The sequence below is a fragment of the Pseudoalteromonas sp. 2CM39R genome, from assembly GCF_023161845.1.
In genome coordinates this window covers 152768-170398 of the sequence record NZ_JALNTM010000009.1, presented here as the reverse complement: position 1 = coordinate 170398, position 17631 = coordinate 152768, and the positions used below count along the sequence as shown (strand labels likewise).

Annotated in this window: 15 protein-coding genes; 5 read left to right on the top strand and 10 right to left on the bottom strand. The window is 42.0% G+C overall.

What is annotated here, in order from left to right; genetic code table 11:
• Nucleotides 1-85: 85 nt before the first annotated feature.
• The 5 genes from MTF66_RS20475 to MTF66_RS20455 form a co-directional block, all read right to left on the bottom strand.
• Nucleotides 86-505: a group 1 truncated hemoglobin gene (locus MTF66_RS20475; protein WP_105180163.1), complete on the bottom strand. Its 420-nt coding sequence runs from the start codon at nucleotides 503-505 to the stop codon at nucleotides 86-88.
• Nucleotides 505-1338, bottom strand: coding sequence for a DUF3034 family protein (locus tag MTF66_RS20470; protein WP_054561012.1), 834 nt, complete (start codon nucleotides 1336-1338; stop codon nucleotides 505-507). Before MTF66_RS20470 ends, MTF66_RS20475 begins: the two co-directional genes overlap by 1 nt.
• Nucleotides 1325-3640: an EAL domain-containing protein gene (locus tag MTF66_RS20465; RefSeq protein ID WP_248528335.1), complete on the bottom strand. Its 2316-nt coding sequence runs from the start codon at nucleotides 3638-3640 to the stop codon at nucleotides 1325-1327. Before MTF66_RS20465 ends, MTF66_RS20470 begins: the two co-directional genes overlap by 14 nt.
• Nucleotides 3630-4280, bottom strand: a complete 651-nt coding sequence (locus tag MTF66_RS20460; RefSeq protein ID WP_054561014.1) for a methylamine utilization protein — start codon at nucleotides 4278-4280, stop codon at nucleotides 3630-3632. The genes MTF66_RS20465 and MTF66_RS20460 overlap by 11 nt, the downstream gene beginning before the upstream one ends.
• A gap of 166 nt (nucleotides 4281-4446) precedes the next feature.
• A complete protein-coding gene (locus MTF66_RS20455; RefSeq protein ID WP_248528333.1) occupies nucleotides 4447-5553 on the bottom strand; it encodes a phosphoribosylaminoimidazolesuccinocarboxamide synthase in 1107 nt (368 codons plus the stop codon).
• A 217-nt stretch (nucleotides 5554-5770) separates the two neighbouring features.
• Between MTF66_RS20455 and MTF66_RS20450 the strand changes: the two genes are divergently transcribed.
• The 4 genes from MTF66_RS20450 to MTF66_RS20435 are packed head-to-tail and all read left to right on the top strand — an operon-like array spanning nucleotide 5771 to nucleotide 9329.
• Nucleotides 5771-6844 (top strand): CDP-glycerol glycerophosphotransferase family protein, encoded by a 1074-nt coding sequence (locus tag MTF66_RS20450; protein WP_248528330.1) that lies wholly within the window; start codon nucleotides 5771-5773, stop codon nucleotides 6842-6844.
• A gap of 16 nt (nucleotides 6845-6860) precedes the next feature.
• Entirely contained in the window at nucleotides 6861-7559 is a 699-nt protein-coding gene (locus MTF66_RS20445) for an ABC transporter ATP-binding protein (RefSeq protein ID WP_248528328.1), read from the top strand.
• Nucleotides 7546-8832, top strand: coding sequence for an FtsX-like permease family protein (locus MTF66_RS20440; protein WP_248528326.1), 1287 nt, complete (start codon nucleotides 7546-7548; stop codon nucleotides 8830-8832). Before MTF66_RS20445 ends, MTF66_RS20440 begins: the two co-directional genes overlap by 14 nt.
• Before the next feature lie 8 nt (nucleotides 8833-8840).
• Nucleotides 8841-9329, top strand: coding sequence for a DUF3299 domain-containing protein (locus tag MTF66_RS20435; RefSeq protein WP_248528323.1), 489 nt, complete (start codon nucleotides 8841-8843; stop codon nucleotides 9327-9329).
• A gap of 36 nt (nucleotides 9330-9365) precedes the next feature.
• Here the strand turns inward: MTF66_RS20435 and MTF66_RS20430 are convergent, their stop codons facing one another.
• The 5 genes from MTF66_RS20430 to MTF66_RS20410 form a co-directional block, all read right to left on the bottom strand.
• Nucleotides 9366-10763, bottom strand: a complete 1398-nt coding sequence (locus tag MTF66_RS20430; protein ID WP_248528321.1) for an efflux transporter outer membrane subunit — start codon at nucleotides 10761-10763, stop codon at nucleotides 9366-9368.
• Complete coding sequence (locus tag MTF66_RS20425) at nucleotides 10756-13890, bottom strand: efflux RND transporter permease subunit (protein WP_248528318.1); 3135 nt, start codon at nucleotides 13888-13890, stop codon at nucleotides 10756-10758. Before MTF66_RS20425 ends, MTF66_RS20430 begins: the two co-directional genes overlap by 8 nt.
• 2 nt (nucleotides 13891-13892) lie before the next feature.
• Nucleotides 13893-15119 carry an efflux RND transporter periplasmic adaptor subunit gene (locus tag MTF66_RS20420; RefSeq protein ID WP_248528315.1) on the bottom strand — a complete coding sequence of 409 codons (1227 nt, stop codon included), beginning with the start codon at nucleotides 15117-15119 and terminating at the stop codon, nucleotides 13893-13895.
• A 74-nt stretch (nucleotides 15120-15193) separates the two neighbouring features.
• The gene (gene mutM / locus MTF66_RS20415) at nucleotides 15194-16003 is read right to left on the bottom strand and encodes a bifunctional DNA-formamidopyrimidine glycosylase/DNA-(apurinic or apyrimidinic site) lyase (protein ID WP_248528312.1); all 810 of its coding nucleotides are present in this window, start codon (nucleotides 16001-16003) and stop codon (nucleotides 15194-15196) included.
• An 11-nt stretch (nucleotides 16004-16014) separates the two neighbouring features.
• Complete coding sequence (locus MTF66_RS20410; protein WP_054552702.1) at nucleotides 16015-16506, bottom strand: hypothetical protein; 492 nt, start codon at nucleotides 16504-16506, stop codon at nucleotides 16015-16017.
• A gap of 151 nt (nucleotides 16507-16657) precedes the next feature.
• Here MTF66_RS20410 and MTF66_RS20405 point away from each other — a divergent pair, with 151 nt between their 5' ends.
• Complete coding sequence (locus tag MTF66_RS20405; protein WP_055020763.1) at nucleotides 16658-17584, top strand: manganese-dependent inorganic pyrophosphatase; 927 nt, start codon at nucleotides 16658-16660, stop codon at nucleotides 17582-17584.
• The last annotated feature ends 47 nt before the right edge of the window (nucleotides 17585-17631 follow it).

Below are 17631 nucleotides of genomic sequence, written 5' to 3'. Positions count from 1 at the left end.
ACAGTAATAGAACAAAAAACTTTTAAAAAAGCTATTGTACATAAATTACTTTATTCTTTCAGCTTACATTCCAAGTTTGTTCTAGCTAAATATCAATTACCTCAGGGCGAAGTGGTGCTAAGCGACTAAGGATTTTATTTTGTACCGTTTGCGGGATCTGTTGTTCGTCCATAGCATTAATCAAAAGCTCTACCACACGGTTAAAGTCTTTTTCAGGGATGTTCATTCCGGTGTGGATATCAACCATATTATCGCCTTTGTATTCACAAGGACCGTCGGTGACGCTACACAAATGAGTAATAAAGCCTTGTCGAAAATGGGCGACATTCGTTTGTTTAAAATAAGCTAAAATTTGTTCGTCACGGCCTATTTGATTGATAAAACTATCAACCAGTTTTTCAACTCCTTGTTCACCATTAATTTGCTGATACAAGGTGCTATTGTTGCTACTTGCACAACCAACTAACATAACGGCAAATACAAATGTAAAAAGTGTTTTCATCATTACCAATACCCTGTTACAGAAAGATACCAACCTGTTTGATCCTTAGCCCCAGCAATACTTCCTAAGTCTAACCAAGCAGCAGTCACGCTAACATATTTATTAGGAAACCAAGCAACAAACACATCCTGCCAATCTTGCTCCCCTAAGCCTAGGTTATTGGACTTTTCACGATACTCAACACCAACGGCTATTTGGTGGGTTAAAAACACAGCTGTCGATGCTTCAAATAACAATTCTTTATCGCTATCAGGGCCGCCAAAGCCTAACAAGCCAAGCTGATTAGCATCGCTATAACGAAAGGTGGTGTTCCAAAACCAGTTATACCCAGCAAGCGCGCCCAAATGTAATTTACTAGCAGCAAGGTATACATCTGTACCGCTGGTATCTTTGGCGCCGAGTAAGTTTGCGATACTGCCGTCATCCAGTGATTTATGTTGTACACCCAAGCTCAATTGCGGCCATTTACTGTAAACGATATCGCCGTATAAGCGTACTTTTGCCCCTGTAATTGATTGCTCAATATCGGTATTTAATGCGGGAACTTCAAAGCGTTGCTCTGCGTAACTAAATTCAACGCGATCATAAATATTTAGCTGCGCGCCACAAACATCTAAGCGGTAATCACTCACATCAGCGCGGCTGCAAAAACCATTTATTGCTATTTCATCATCACTAGCATAGCCTGCAAGCTGCGCCCAAGGGACAATACCACCACCCGCACTACCTTCAACTTGTGAGACACCAGGCGTTGCTAGTAATTTACCCGATGCAGCTAATCCTGAACTTGCAAACGCAAGGCAAGTTAACCCAAATAACCAATTAAGACGCTTCATTGTACACCTCTAACCACTGCAAAAACTGCTCTGATTTTAGTGGCCTACTTAAATAATACCCTTGTGCATAATCGCATTTATTTTGCACTAAAATATCCAGTGAATTTTTGTTCTCAACCCCTTCAGCAACAACCGAAAAGCCCAACTGATGACCTAGAGTCACCGTAGATTGCACTATGTATTGATCTTGACGTGACTGATCTAATTGCAAAATAAAACACTTATCAAGTTTTAGCTCATCAATCGGTAATGACTTTAAACGCCCAAGCGATGTTTGCCCTACACCATAGTCATCCAACGAGATTTTAACCCCCAAGGTTTTGAGGTTTTCTAGCGCCTTAATACCTTGCTCTTCGTTCTCAATCATATCGCGTTCTGTAAGCTCAATTGTGATCAAGCGCCCATTAACAGCATGTTTTTCTAACTGTTTAGCAAGGTGTGAGTAAAAGCTTGGGTATGCAATATCTTGCGCAGAAACATTAATTGCAGCCTGCATAGTAATACCTTGCTGTTGCCATGCAGCAACTTGAGACACTACGGTTTTAACAACCCAAGAAGTTAACTCAACAATCACCCCCGATTGCTCTGCTAAATCAATAAACAGCTCTGGTGAAACCCACTGACCATCTTTGCGCTGCCAGCGGATTAACGACTCAACTTTATCAATGCTATTAGTTTTAATATTTAATTTAGGTTGATAGGTCATGAACAGCTGACCGTCATCATCAACAAGGGCTTGCTTAAGTTCATCAATTATTGCAAGGCGCTCAAGATGCTCTTCGTCTTCACCTTCTTGATAATAATGAATAGTTTTATGCTCGCAAGATGCGGTATCAACAGCAATTAACGAGCGACGCATTAAGTCCTCAGGGCTGACATTTTGTGAAAGGCAATGCACTACCCCAACACTAAAACGTAAGGTAATATTCAAACCTTGAATCAAATAACCTGCTTGTAGCTGAGCCACAAGCTTCATTACTGAATCTTTAAACTGTTTCGCTTCGTCTGCTGGCAATAAGGCTAAAAACTCATCACCACCTATTCGAGCATTCACCCCTTGGTAATGGGCAGAGTATTCACCAATACGCTCAGCAACCGCTTTTAAACAATCATCACCAATACGCGGGCCTAATTTATCATTGATATGACGAAGACCTCGGATATCTATAGCAACCAGTGTGTACTCGGCCCCTTCGGCAAACAAGTTTTCCATATTTTCTAACATAGCAGAACGGGTATAAAAGCCGGTTAATGAATCATGGCTAGCTTGAAAACTTATTTGCTGTTCACGCTCTTTGATGTCGTTACCCATGTTGTTAAAGGCATCAATTAAAGTGGTGATTTCGCTACTTTGCTTTTTACCTACAAATTCAGCTTTATAGTTGCCACGGGCAAATTGCTGAGCAAGTAAAGTAAGCTTTGAAAGCGGTGTCGTGAGGTTTTTAGCTAAAATTCCACTGGTCAATACGCCTATCACAACCGTAATAGCAGCAAGCACAATAATGGTAAAAAACAGCTGTTCAAACTCACGATAACTCTGGGTTAAATCAGCACTTAATAGCACAGAAACTAGGTGTCCGGGCAAAGATGGTAGTTCAACCAGGCGGTTTCTATAAACTGGCTTTTCACCAAATATGCGCTGCGTTGTCTCGTTATTAAAATGCGCTAATACAGAAGTGCTTTGTGGTTGCTTGGACAGCGATGTTTCTACCACACCATCATCTTCACCAATAAAACTCACATCCATTGTGGTGAGGTTTTTAAGCTCTGCAGCAACAAGGTCGTTAATCTCGAACCCCACTAAACTGTAGGCAACAGTTCGCGGTGCGCGCACAGGCAATAAAATAACTTGGTAAAGGGTTTGATCAAGTACAATGAAATTTGATTGTTCAGCATCAATGAGTAACTCATTCATCAATGCAGAAAACTCATCTGGCATATGATTAAATTCAGTATTTGCTGAAACCAATTGCCCTGATAAATCCACAAGCAACATCAAATCAGCATTTATTCGACGACTGTGGTTATTCAATACACTACTAATGGTATCGGCGTCTTGAGTTGCGACCGCTTGTTTAAAGCCAAAATCTGCGGTCAGCACCTTTGCAGCCGTTAATAACAGGCTTTCTTTAGCGCTTAAATATTGCTTAAAAACATTTTCAGCGACATTAATATCCTCACGCAACTTTTGATCATTAAAGCGGTTTGTAGACCACCAAGAGCTCGCTAAACTGACTAAACTAGTTAATAAAACCAGGCTTACGCATAAGGCTATGATCCGCCCTCTTAAACTATGAATCATTATCTGCCTTAAACATCTCACCAAACGTATTACGCGGTGCAGGTTCATTCGTATTAATTGTAATATCAGCGACTTGCTCAGTTACAGTGACTGATAATTTTTTATTGATTTCACTTGCTTGGTTTGGGTGCCAAATCGTTATACTAGTTGGAACAGTAATACCTTTTAATTGTACTTTGCCATCCTCTGCTGTTTTTAGTGTATTAGCGCTATTTGCGACATAGATATAACCCACCATAGAGTCGTGAATATTACAGCCTAAGACTACAACCCCGGTGTTATCAAACAACTCTGGTTTTTCTGGACGGTCAGCGTAAAGCTTAATATTAAAAGGTTTAGCACTTGAAAAAGAATAAACATGATGGCGGATATTATCGCTATTAGGAAAATCAACAGACTGCCCTTGCTGTATCACCAATACATTAGGTGAAAACTGCTTATTTACCTGATCCATCACAGCAACGGGTAATTGCGTGCTCGGTAAGTTCGCATTATTTTCTAATTCGATTACAGCATCAGCCAAAGGCTTACCAAATTGATCACGAACGGTAAATGAAATATCAGCAGCGAATGCAGTTGCTGCGCTGCACAGAACTACAAAAGAACATACCGTGCGAGCACAGTGCGCAAAAAACGTCATAATTGAACCTTGCTTAGCCTAGTTTGCTAATAAGTATAGATTAATCTTAGCTTAAGTTAATGAGAGAGGGTATGAAAAGCAAGAAAAAAGCCAAGCAGTTTTAGTAGAAAACCAACTTGGCTTTAATAATATTGACTTAGAGCATATCTAAGTTAAAAAATAGCAATTAATTGTGCTTAATTAAGCCGTATTCTTTATCTAAAATAGCGATTACTTCACTACGTGGGTCGCTTGGAATAGTAATTTCTTGACCAATGATTTTACTCGCAATGCCAACGTAAGTATCAGACACTTCAAGCATCACTGATTCTGGCAAGGTGTAGTCTTTAGCAAGCTGCTCACGCTCGTCCATGCGGTCTTTATTTAATAACACATCGCTGTCTGGCACGTTATTAATTAATAATTGGCGGAAACCCTCTTTTGAGTTTTCAATGATTTTACCGTCACGGTAAGCTGGGCCATCCCAGATACGTGATGAGTCTGGTGTACCTACTTCATCAATGTAGATAAGCTTATCTGAACCATCAATGTCTTCAACATAACCAAATTCAAATTTAGTATCGACAAAGATTTGGTCAAGCTGTGCAAGTTCATCACTGATCAGCTTAAAGCCTTCAACAAGTAGTTGCTCATATTTAGCGACATCGTCTTCAGACTTGAAGTTAAAAACAGATAAGTTATTGGTGATGTTTTCACGGGTAATGTTCACATCATCTACTTCAGGAATATCAGCAACACCGGTGATAATGCCTTTCGTTGATGGCGTAATTAACACTTCATCTAGCTTTTGGTTCGCAGCTAGTCCCTCTGGTAAGTCAATACCACAGAAATTACGCGTGCCTTTCGCATAATCACGCCACATACTGCCAGTAATATATTGGCGAGCAATGGCTTCAACTTTTACAGTACTTGCTTTACGCACAATCCATACATAAGGGTGTGGAATATCAACAATATGGTTACCAGCAAGGCCTGCTTTATCAAATAACTTAAACCAATGAGATGCCACAGAGTTTAGCGCAATGCCTTTACCAGGAACACCATTTAAACCGTTTTCACCTTGCCAAATACAATCAAACGCAGAAATACGGTCAGAAATAACCATAATAGCTAGCTCAGTTCCTTTTGGAACTTGATAACCTTTGTCATTAATTAAACGAGCGCTGTCTTCATCAGTTAACCAATAAACTGAACGCACTTTACCACTGTGTACCGCACCTTTAGTACGGATCGGTAAATCATCGTTTACGTCTAAAACTTTATAGCTAGTCATGCTATCTCCGATAGTATTTGGCATGCTCTTGTGAGCACATGTATGGGATTGGGGTTATGGCCGCCTATAATAATCTAGACGCTTTGAAAGCTCAATCATTGCACTATCATCATCAGCCTGCGGATGTAATAAAAACCATAAAAATTTAAACTTTCAGTAATTTTGCTGTCATAAACATTATTTCGCTATACTAGTGCCCTCGAAATAGGAGGTTTTCTTGGATTACTTAGCAGCTACCGCAGAAAAAAAATATTTAATGTTTATTTCGCAGAACTATTCGTATGCGATCTTACGCCCATTGCAACGGGAGATTTTAGCTCGTGGTGGTGAAGTTAAATGGTTTTTACATGGAAAAACTGTAAATCGTGATTTTCTTGATGAAACCGAGCAAACCTTAGATAGCGTCGAGGCTATACACGATTGGCAACCCGATGTACTTTTTGCACCTTCTAATAGTATTCCCACTTTTATACCTGGCGTTAAAGTTGGTGTATTCCATGGCTTTGATGCAGGAAAGTTAAACAGTAAAGGCCAAAATGACCACTTTAAAATCAGAGGTTGTTTTGATTTGTACTGTACGCAAGGTCCAAATACTACTGCACCTTTCCAAGCTTTAGCTAAAAAGCATGGCTTTTTTCAAGTAAAAGAAACCGGCTGGCCAACACTCGACCCTTTTTTTAGTGAGATTGAAAACAATCCGTATAAAAACCCAGACGACAACAGAAAAACACTCTTAATTTGTTCGACTTTTTCAAAACGCCTGTCTCTTGCACCTAAATTATACGAACAAGTAAAAGCGTACAGTGAGCAAGGTAAATGGCGAATTTTGGTGCAATTTCACCCGAAAATGCCAAGTGAGCTTGTTGAACGATACAAGGCTCTACAAAACGACAATCTAACTTTTGTCGAGACAGATAATGTATTACCACTCTTACAAGCTGCTGATGTCATGCTGTGTGATACCTCATCTATTTTGCTTATGTTTATCTTACAAAGAAAGCCTGTCGTAACTTTCTGCAATCAAGCTCCCGGCGAGCACCTTATTGATGTCACAGATGTCGATAAACTAACTGAAGCGATTGATTATGCCTTCACACAGCCTGCTGAATTAATGGCGAAAATTGAGCACTTCTGCCAGCAACTGCATCCATATCAAGACGGCTTATCGAGTCAACGTGTACTTGCTGCTAGCAATGAATTACTATTGAGCAATCCTGCACTTAAGCCGAAACCACGTAATTTTATTCGTAATTTTAAAATGCGTAGAAAATTAAATTACTGGCGATGGTAACAATTCATAGGTCGTTATGATCACGCTTGAAAATGTGCTTTTTAAATGGCACGCAAAACAATCCGAGCCGACGATCAATATTACTAAGCTAGATATTGATCAAGGCGAACATGTTTTTCTTCACGGTCCGAGTGGTTGTGGTAAATCAACGTTATTATCATTGCTTGCTGGCGTCACAGTGCCAACACAGGGCAATATCGAGCTGCTTGGTAAAGCGATTAACCAACTTAGTAATACTAAACGTGACCGTTTTCGTGCCGACCATATTGGCTATATTTTTCAAAACTTTAATTTACTACCCTATTTATCGCCCATTGAAAACGTGACTTTGGGTTGCCAATTTTCAAAGCAAAGGCAAAAAAACGCATTAAAAAATAGTGCAACAATAGCCGCTGAAGCAAGCCGCTTACTGAGCGCTTTAGGGCTAAATGATAATTTGCAACATCAAGCCGTTGCACAGCTGAGTATTGGCCAGCAACAAAGAGTTGCCGCTGCGCGAGCCTTTATTGGCAGCCCTGAAATTATTATTGCAGATGAACCTACCTCAGCACTCGACACACAAAATCGCCAAGCATTCGTAAAATTGTTATTTGAGCAGGCAAGCGCAGCAAATAGCACGCTAATTTTTGTTAGCCATGATGAAACATTACAAACGCTATTTACCCGCAGTATCAGCCTTGTTGAGTTACAAGGAGGCACAGATGCTACTCATTAAACTCGCCACAAAAAGTTTATTAAACCGAAAGGCCAGCGCCCTACTCACCCTATTTACCATTGCTATCAGCGTAATGTTATTGATGTCGATTGAGCGGGTTCGAGTTGATGCTAAGAGTAGCTTTAGCAATACAATTTCTGGCACTGATTTAATTGTCGGTGCGCGTACCGGTGATATCCAGTTGCTGCTGTCTTCGGTATTTCGAATTGGTCATGCTAACAATGGTGTGAGTTGGAAAAGTTACCAATACATCTCTGGGCAACGAGGTGTGAAATGGGCTATTCCTATGTCACTTGGCGACAGCCATAAAGGTTTAGCTGTACTTGGTACTAATAAAGACTATTTTGAGCACTATCGTTTTGCTAAAAAGCAGTCGTTAAGTTTTTCACAAGGTCATGAATTTAATCACTTATTTGAGGTTGTTTTAGGTGCAGAGGTTGCCAGCAGCTTAGGCTATCAGCTAGGCGATGAAGTGGTGATTGCGCACGGCATGGGCAATACCAGCTTTCATAATCATGACGATAACCCATTTAAAGTGGTCGGTATTTTAAATCCAACGGGCACGCCTGTTGATAAAACCCTGCATATTCCACTTGCAGCAATTGAGGCGATTCATGGTGGTCATGCTCATCAGCATGAAGCCGCTCAGGCTGATGCAAATGACCACGACCACGACCACGACCACGACCAGCATGATGATGTTGATTTAGTTGGCACACCAAAACAAATAACTGCTTTTTTACTTGGTTTCGATTCACCACTTTATACCTTACAAGTACGTCGTAATATCAACCAATACAAAGATGAGGCTCTGCTTGCCATCATGCCGGGGGTTACTTTGCGTGAACTATGGGAAATGCTCTCTATCGTTGAAAAAATCTTGCTGTTATTTTCTATTGTTGTGGTACTGATCAGTTTGCTTGGCATGTTAACTAGCCTGCTTTCAAGCTTAAATCAACGCCGCAGAGAACTTGCAATTTTACGCTCTGTTGGCGCAAGACCTTGGCATATTTTCACCTTGATCAGTGTCGAATCATTACTCATTACAGGGCTTGGCTGCATTGTTGGTATCGCATTATTCTATGCTTTAATGCTACTCGGCGCAGATTACTTGCAAAGCCATGCCGGAATAAGCCTAAATATAGCCTTATTGTCATCCTATGAACTCATGCTTTTAGCTGCGATAATGGTTGCAGGCTTTATTGTTGGGTTAATTCCCGCAACTCGCGCGTATTTCTACTCTCTTGCTGATGGTATGAGTATTAAAATTTAAGGAATGTTATGCCGTTTTTTCGAAAATTCGTCGCTTTAGTCGCATTAGTTGTGTGTGCTGGAGCTAATGCTGGCGCACCTAAAGAAATCTTCTGGGAAGATTTAATTCCAAAAGGTCATGTGCAAATCGACACCCAAGCGCAAGCAAATCATGAAGGCTCTGAACAAAACTGGGTGCAACCAGACCTTGATGCGCCTGTAGTAAAGGAACTTAATGGGAAGTCAGTGAGTTTGCCTGGTTTTGTTGTTCCGCTTGAAGGCGACAGCGAAGTGATCACCGAGTTTTTATTGGTCCCTTATTTTGGTGCTTGTATTCACGTACCACCACCGCCGCCAAACCAAATTGTGCATGTCACGATTAAAGACGGCGTACCAATCGAAAGCCTATACGATGCGATTGTCGTGACTGGCGTTATCAGCACCGAAACCTGGTCTGGTGAAATTGCTCAAGTCGGCTATAAAATGAAAGCCGTTGGTGTAGCACCATTTGAGTTATAAGTTTTTAAAAGGGCATGTTTTTGCATGCTCTTTTAATTAATCTACCACTTTTTCTTTTTCCAGTTCCTGTTCGCTTAATTCATACCATCCGCCACCAAGAGCTTTATAAAGCGTTGCTAGGCTTTGCAGACGATCATTCTTTGCCTGCGATAACGCTATTTCTGCCGAAAATAACTGGCGCTGTGCATCCATTAAATCAAGGGAGCTGGCAACACCATTGCTATACCTAAGGCGTGCTAAGCGATAATAATCTTGGCTACTGAGCACCAAGCTTCTTTGCGCATCATAGCTTTGCTCTGCAGACTGATAATTCGAAAGCTGATTGCTCACTTCTTGCAGTGCCACCAGCACTGTTTTTTGGTATTTGATACTTGCCTGATAAGCCCGCTGTTCCGCAACCGTTAAATTTGCCTGATTGCGGCCCATATTAAATATTGGCATTAACAGCTCTGAGCCCAGCAACCAAACCTGCGAATTACTGGCAAGCAAATCACTAAAATCAGTACTTTCACTGCCAAGCTCGGCATATAAATTAAGTTTTGGAAATAAAGCCGCTTTTGCGACCCCAATTTCAGCCATGGCCGCTTGCCATTGATACATTGCTTGCTGCACATCTGGTCTACGCTTTAACAGTTCACTAGGTAGTCCTGTGGGTAATTGCTTAGGAAGGGTTTGCACAGATAACTCATTCCCCCCTTGCACATCAGCATTGGCATCACCAATCAAAAACTTTAACTGATTAATAATCCGCCTTTCACTGTGCTGTAAAGGCGGGATCTTCACTTTCGCTGACTCTAATTCAACCTCAGCTTGGCGCTGTTCTAGCCCTGAAATAATACCGCCTTTTTTACGGATACGCGCAATTTCAAGCTCCTTCTCGCGAAGCTTAATCGTACTCAGGCTAATTTTTAATTGCTCTTCAACTTCTTTGAGGGCAAAAAACTGCTGCGCAACATCAGCAATCAAGGCGAGCTGCAACGCGTTTCTTGCTTGCTCTTGGCTATAATAATTTGCCAGTGCGGCTTCGCTTGCGCGTCGGTTGCCGCCAAATAAATCTAGCTCCCAACTTAAGTAACCTTTTAAATCAAAGGTATTTTCTGGGCTGCTATTAAGCTCTTCTTCTCGCTCTGAAGTAAGCCCTACATTCACATCAGGCCATAAAGCGGCATCAGTAATTCGATACCGAGCTCGCGCTTCAATAATTTTCGATTGCGCAATTAACATATCTTGGTTGTTAAGAAGCGCTTGGCTAATCAGCTTTTGCAAATGTGGGTCGCTATAAATTTGCTTCCAGCCCGCTAAAGCCTCCGATTGAGGTGTAGCTGCTGCCCCCATAAAATTAGCAACTTCACTATGCTCTGGTGCTTCAAAATCAGGCCCTACAGCACAGCCATGAATACAGGCGAAACAAAGCAATGGTAACAATTTATGCATCGACTTGCTCCTTTACTACTTTAGAGGCCGGTGTTTGCTGTTTTTTCACAAAGCGTGCAGCGGTAATAAAGAAAAGCGGCACTAATATTATGCCGATAGAGCTTGCCAGTAACATACCCCCTAAAATAGGCATAGATACTGACTGTCGACCAACCGCTCCGGGGCCAGAAGCAAGTACTAACGGCAATACACCAAGTACAAAAGAGGCTGCAGTCATTAATATAGGCCGAAAGCGAGAACGGGCGGCTTCTATTGCTGCATCAGCGGCGTCCATACCTTCTTGATAAAGCTGATTTGCCACCTCAACAATCAAAATTGAGTTCTTTGCCGCAAGGCCGATCAAAGCAATAAAAGCGACTTGGAAGAATAAATTGTTTTCATGTCCCGTCAATAAGGTCAATACAGAGGCTCCCAACATGGCAATCGGGCTTATTAGTAGTACAGCAAACGGCAAGCTCCAACTTTCATAGAGCGCCGCTAAAAATAAAAATACAAACACGATAGCAAGGCTGATAGCGATACTTAGCTGACCCGATGAGCGAATTTCTTGATAGGTTAATCCTGTCCATTCATAGCCAAGGTTAGGCGGTAGTTTTGCCATTTCTTCTTTAATTACGTTAATTACATCACCCGATGCATAGCCTTCAGCTGGCGATACATTCACCATGGCACTGGTAAACATATTAAAGCGATTTATTGCAGACGGACCGGTTGTTAAATTTAACTTAGCAAGCACATTTGATGGCACCATAGCGCCATTTTTTGAACGCACATAAAATTCGTTGAGGTTTTCAGGGCGTGCCCTAAATTCATCTTCAGCCTGAACTTTAACCCGATAAACGCGACCAAATAAATTAAAGTCATTAATTGTTGATGAGCCAGTAAGCACTTTCATTGTGCTGTAAACATCGGCAATCGGCACCTCTAGTGCCATGGCTTTTTCTCTATCTAACTCCAAAAATAGCTGAGGTACAGAACCACGCAGTGAGCTACTTGCTTTAGCAACTTCAGGGCGGTTATTTAAATTTGCCAACAGTACCTCGAGCGATTCAACCAGACTCGTTAAGTTGCCTCCTGTTTTTTCTTGCAGCGCAAACTCAACACCAGAGCCCGAACCAAGCCCTGCCACAGCCGATGGCTGAAACACATTAAATTCAGCATCTGGAATGGCATACAACTGCTCACGAATATCATTCATCACACTTGTGACCGTAAAACCTTGCTCTGCACGCACTTGCCAAGGCTTTAAAATCACCTCCATTTGACCATGTGATTGCGCACTACCAGCACGGCGGTTTTCACCCGCTAGCGTGAATGAATAAGCTACCCCAGCATGGTTCATAACAAATTGGTTGGCTTTACTTATCACCTCATTGGTACGTGAGACCGTTGCCGCATCTGGCAAGGTAATATCAACAAAAAAGCGTCCTTGATCTTCTTGCGGCATAAAGCTGCTTGGTAATTGGTTAAACACAAAGTAACAGCCACCTACCATTATAAAAAAGCCAATATAACTACGTTTTGCTTTTTCAGAGCATGCCTTTACAAGCCAGGTGTATTTTTCGCCAACACCTTCAAGCCAATTATTAAATTTAACAAAAATCTTATTGTTTGATGGGGGGCTAGGTTTTAAGAAAATCGCACATAAAGCAGGGCTCAAGGTTAACGCAACTAGGGTCGAAATGAGTACCGCCACGGTAATTGAAATCGCAAACTCTCGGTACATAATGCCCGTAATACCGGCTAAAAATGACACCGGCACAAACACCGCAGCAAGAACTAAAGAGGTTGCCACTATGGCGCCAGAAAGCTCTGTCATCGCTTGCTTAGTAGCAGCAACTACCTCCATATTTTGCTCATTGATCAGTCGCTCAACACTTTCGACTACAACAATCGCATCATCAACGACGATGCCGATTGCCAATACCATAGCCAATAAACTGACATTGTTTATGGTAAATCCAAATGCAGCCAAGGCGATAAAGGTACCCACTATTGACACCGGCACAGCTAAAGCGGGTATTAAAGTTGTTCGCCAGTTTTGCAAAAATAAATACACCACTAAAATCACTAAGATAAGCGCTTGAATAAGGGTATTGATCACCTCATTAATCGACAGCTTGATAAACTCTGATGCATCATAAAATAACTGCCATTTCACTCCCTTTGGAAAAGCCGCGCTCAGGCGTTCCATCTCAGCCTTAACACGCTCGGTAACCGCTAACGCATTAGAGCCTGGTAACATATAAACCTGCAAAATAGTGGCGGGCTGTTCATTTAGTTTTGAATTTAAAGTGTACGCTGACGATGCCAACTCAACCCTTGCAACATCTCGCAAACGGATCATCGAGCCATCACTATTCACTCGCAGCATAATGTTATTAAATTCATCAACCTTATTAAGCCGACCTTGTGCTCGCACCGGAAAGTTAAGCTTAATTGCATCGCTCATTGGCTGAGCCCCGATCTCCCCAGCAGCGGCCTCTTTATTTTGTGCCTTGATTGCTGTGGTCACATCATTCACGGTTAATTCGTAGCCCGCTAAAATATCAGGCTTTAACCAGACCCGCATAGCATAAGAACGTGAGCCTGTGTTACGCACTTTACCCACCCCAGGAACACGCTTTAAAGCCGCCTCAACATTGATGCTGGCGTAGTTGCTCAAATAGATTTCGTCATAGCGAGGGTCATCAGAGGTCAGTGCCAGTTTCAACAGCTCAACGGAACTTTCATTAGATACATTCACCCCTTCAGTTTGCACATCAACAGGTAAATTACTGCCTGCTTGGCTTGCGGTGTTTTGCACATCAACAAGGGCGAGATCTGGGTCGGTGCCAACATCAAAGGTGAGTGTGATCCCAACACTGCCGGAGTTAGTTGCCTTTGACTCCATATACAACATATTCGGTGTGCCATTTAATTCTTGCTCAAGAGGAATGGCTACCGACTCCGATGCAGTCTCAGCCGTTGCGCCAGGGAATGAAGCAGACACTTTAACCGACGGCGGAGCAATATCAGGGTATTGATCAATCGGTAGAGTAAAGAGCGAGACCAAGCCTGTGAGTAAAATAACTAACGAAATAACGATAGCAAACACTGGACGCTTGATAAAAAAATGCGAAAACATAGTTAAGCTCCCTGCTGATTTTTTTCATCATCTTGTTTGCTTGGTTTATCTGGCGCCAGTGGAATGGAGCCCGTGTTTGGCGTTGATTGGCGTTTTTCAAACTCGGCTAACGAAATCGCCTTGACTTGCTGACCATGACGAATGCGATGCAAACCTTTCACCACCACTTGCTCACCCGCACTCAAGCCACCGCTAGCAACAATTCCTTGTTCACCGTAATGCTCAACAACAATAAAGCGCCGCTCTATCTCACCTGAATCAAGTACCACCATCACATAAATACCACCCTGTTCAACTTGTGTAGCTTCCTCAGGGACGACAATGGCATCTTTCAACTCAGATAATTTAATCCGTGCTTTTGTATATTGCCCAGGTAATAGCTCACTATTAGGGTTAGGTAGCTTTGCTCTTACTTTAAAGGTGCCCGTTTTCGGGCTAATTTTAGGGTCGGTAAAACTCACATCGCCCCAATATCGATACTCGCTGCCATCAGGCAAAGAAATACGTACAAAGCCTTCTAGCGCCTTGCCTTGTTGTTCGGCTTGTAACTGCTCCATCATGCTGGTCATACGCCGCTTGGCATTCAAATAATCAAGTGCCGACATATTAAAATTAACGAAAATAGGGTCTATTTGCTGAATGGTAGTAAGGAGTGAAATACCATTACTGCCGACCAAAGCACCGAGATCGGCTTCAGAGCTACCAACCATGCCACTAATTGGCGCCGTAATGCGGGTATATTCTAAATCGAGCTTGGTTTCTTCAAGTTCTGCTTGGGTTGCTGATAATGACGCTTGCGCTTGCTCTTGAATAGAAATTGCATTGTCGTAGTCGAGCTGACTTGCTGCGTCTTGCTCATAGAGGGGTTTTAAACGAGTAACATCGCGCTTTGCTTTAGCCAGCGCTGCTTGGTCTTTTTGCAGCGCCGCTTTAACGCGATTAAGCTTAGCTCGGTAAGGTCTATCATCAATGGTGTAGAGTAAATCACCTTCGTTTACCCAGCTACCTTCAACAAATTCTACGCTTTGTACAAAGCCAGTGATCCTTGCGCGTACTTCAACATCAAGTGATGCGTCTGTACGCGCCACGTAATTCCCATACAGCGGCACATCAAACTGCTTAACCTCAGCGGTAACAACTTCTTCAACGATAACTTGAGGTTGCTCTTTAGAACAACCCAGCAGTGCCGCTAAGCACACGCACCCTATGACGTATTTGTTTAATAGCATACAACCTTCTCATTCCTTAAGCCTGTCTCTATCTTGCTATCTGTTGCAATACTACATAGATGAGGGATTCTTTGTTATTTTTGACAATTAGAGCAGTACACAGTGCTTCTTTGCCCTAATCTAATTTCTTTTAATGGCTCTTTACACATTACACATGGCTCACCTTTGCGACCATAAACTAGTAATTGCTGGGCAAAATAACCTGGCTTACCATCACTTTGAGCAAAATCTTTTAATGTTGTGCCGCCTTGCGTGATAGCCTCAGCAAGTGTTTCTTTAATAATAGGCACTAATTGCTGATAACGCTTTAAAGACACCTTGCCGGCTTCTCGTTTCGGGTGAATTCCGGCCTTAAATAACGACTCATTGGCATAGATATTACCTACACCAACTACCACAGCGTTATCCATAATAAACTGTTTTATCGGTACTTTTTTATTTCTAGACTGTTCGTAGACACGCTTTGCAGCGAACTCATCGGTAAGTGGCTCCGGCCCAAGCTTGGTTAGCAAGGTATGACATTCGCCTGGTGCTTGCCATAAGCAGGCACCAAAGCGACGCGCGTCGTTGAGTCTTAGCGCTTTACCTGAGGCTAAAATAAATTCGATATGGTCGTGCTTTTTTAATGGCTCATCTGCGCTCACAACTCGTAAGTTGCCCGACATTCCTAAGTGCAAAATAACACTACCCAGCTCACAACCGAGTAATAAATATTTTGCTCTACGCTCCACTGAAGTAACTTTAAGTCCTTGTAATTGATATACATCATCAGGCACAGGCCAACGCATACTGGCGTTATGAATATTTACTTTGGTCACTGTTTGGTTAAGCACATGCGGCGTTATTCCCAAACGGCTAACTTCAACTTCTGGTAATTCAGGCATCTGTGACTCTCTTAAAACGGGTATAACGGAAATAACTTAGCAGCATCAGCTTGTTCAAGCTCAAATACTCGTTGTAACCGCTTATCTAATAAATAGTATTGCTGATCTATGTTGTACAACTGATACACCGCTGGCAACTGCTCCCCGGCTAGCCACACGGAGGCAACATAATCAGCCGATGTCTGTGAAATTTTACTAACAGGGAGACTGGCAATAGTCAGTTTTTGATGTTGCCAAAGTTCAACAAGTTGTTCGAGCTGCTGCTCATCACCTTGCCATGTGGTTTCTTGCAGTGATTGGCTACGCCAAGAGGTGCCGATACGCTCGATTTTTAATTCTGGAAATGCCATCGCCAAAATAAAGCTTTGTTCTGGGAGTAATGCTTGTACTCCTTCTTCAACAGGCTGTGTATTGAGCTTTTTATGTAAACCATTGAAGAAAAAAATCATCAATAGCATCGAAATAATCACCACATTATTCCATGCTTTTCGGCTCAAGCGCATCAGTATCTTCCTCAGTTTTCAATATCTTAAAGTGTAACCAAAAAGGACATTAATTGGCAGTTGTAATTGATCAACAAAATTTCATGTCTGTTATGTATCAATCTGTCGATACTTTGCTAAAATATCCGCCAAATTTAAAGGAGTTCCGTCAATGTCAATGTATGTAGTGGGTCATAAGATCCCTGATTCAGATTCAATTTGCGGTGCAATTGCGCTTGCTTACTTAAAAAACCAGATCAATGAACCTGCGATCCCGACGCGTTTAGGTGAAGTATCACCTGAAACACAATTTATCCTAGATAAATTCGGTTTCGAAGCACCTGAGCTAAAACTTAGCTACGCAGGCGAAGACGTTTATATCGTTGACCACACAGAAAAAACACAAGCACCTGATGACATCGATGAAGCACGTGTTGTAGGTGTTGTTGATCACCACAAATTAGGCGACTTAACATCATCAACACCACTAGAATGTTGGATCCGCCCAGTGGGTTGTTCAAACACTATCATCAAAATGATGTATGACTTCTACAACGTAGAGATTCCAAAAGATATCGCAGGCATCATGTTATGCGCTATCTTAAGCGACACTGTAATCTTTAAATCACCAACGTGTACAACAGCTGATATCAAGTGTGTTGAAGCACTTGCTGAAATCGCTGGCATCGAAGATTTCAAAGAACTTGGCATGGAAATGTTCAAGGTTAAATCAGCAGTTGACGGCACGCCTGCACGCGATTTAGTAATGCGTGATTTCAAAGACTTCAACATGAACGGTAAGCTAGTAGGTATTGGCCAACTAGAAGTTATCGACCTTGCTGTATTTGATGAGATCAAAGCAGACCTTGAAGCTGACATCGCAAAGCTTAAAGAAGAAGGCGGTCGCCACTCAGTATTACTCCTGTTAACTGATATCATGAAAGAAGGCTCTGAAATGCTAATTGCGTCTGATGACGTATCAGTAATCGAAGCTGCCTATGATGTTAAATCAGAAGACGGTCGCGTATGGTTAGATGGCGTATTAAGCCGTAAGAAGCAAGTAGTACCACCACTACAAGACGCTTTTGCAAAAATCTAATCAGAACTGTTAGATACAAAAAAGCCGATGTTACATCGGCTTTTTTT

Bases quoted from the DNA above. Each gene is read 5' to 3' on its own strand.
- MTF66_RS20460 (WP_054561014.1), bottom strand. From the start codon at position 4,280: ATGACGTTTTTTGCGCACTGTGCTCGCACGGTATGTTCTTTTGTAGTT.
- MTF66_RS20465 (WP_248528335.1), bottom strand. From the start codon at position 3,640: ATGATTCATAGTTTAAGAGGGCGGATCATAGCCTTATGCGTAAGCCTG.
- MTF66_RS20440 (WP_248528326.1), top strand. From the start codon at position 7,546: ATGCTACTCATTAAACTCGCCACAAAAAGTTTATTAAACCGAAAGGCC.
- MTF66_RS20425 (WP_248528318.1), bottom strand. From the start codon at position 13,890: ATGTTTTCGCATTTTTTTATCAAGCGTCCAGTGTTTGCTATCGTTATT.
- MTF66_RS20405 (WP_055020763.1), top strand. From the start codon at position 16,658: ATGTCAATGTATGTAGTGGGTCATAAGATCCCTGATTCAGATTCAATT.
- MTF66_RS20410 (WP_054552702.1), bottom strand. From the start codon at position 16,506: ATGCGCTTGAGCCGAAAAGCATGGAATAATGTGGTGATTATTTCGATG.
- MTF66_RS20470 (WP_054561012.1), bottom strand. From the start codon at position 1,338: ATGAAGCGTCTTAATTGGTTATTTGGGTTAACTTGCCTTGCGTTTGCA.
- MTF66_RS20420 (WP_248528315.1), bottom strand. From the start codon at position 15,119: ATGCTATTAAACAAATACGTCATAGGGTGCGTGTGCTTAGCGGCACTG.
- MTF66_RS20455 (WP_248528333.1), bottom strand. From the start codon at position 5,553: ATGACTAGCTATAAAGTTTTAGACGTAAACGATGATTTACCGATCCGT.
- MTF66_RS20445 (WP_248528328.1), top strand. From the start codon at position 6,861: ATGATCACGCTTGAAAATGTGCTTTTTAAATGGCACGCAAAACAATCC.
- MTF66_RS20435 (WP_248528323.1), top strand. From the start codon at position 8,841: ATGCCGTTTTTTCGAAAATTCGTCGCTTTAGTCGCATTAGTTGTGTGT.
- MTF66_RS20430 (WP_248528321.1), bottom strand. From the start codon at position 10,763: ATGCATAAATTGTTACCATTGCTTTGTTTCGCCTGTATTCATGGCTGT.
- MTF66_RS20475 (WP_105180163.1), bottom strand. From the start codon at position 505: ATGATGAAAACACTTTTTACATTTGTATTTGCCGTTATGTTAGTTGGT.
- mutM (WP_248528312.1), bottom strand. From the start codon at position 16,003: ATGCCTGAATTACCAGAAGTTGAAGTTAGCCGTTTGGGAATAACGCCG.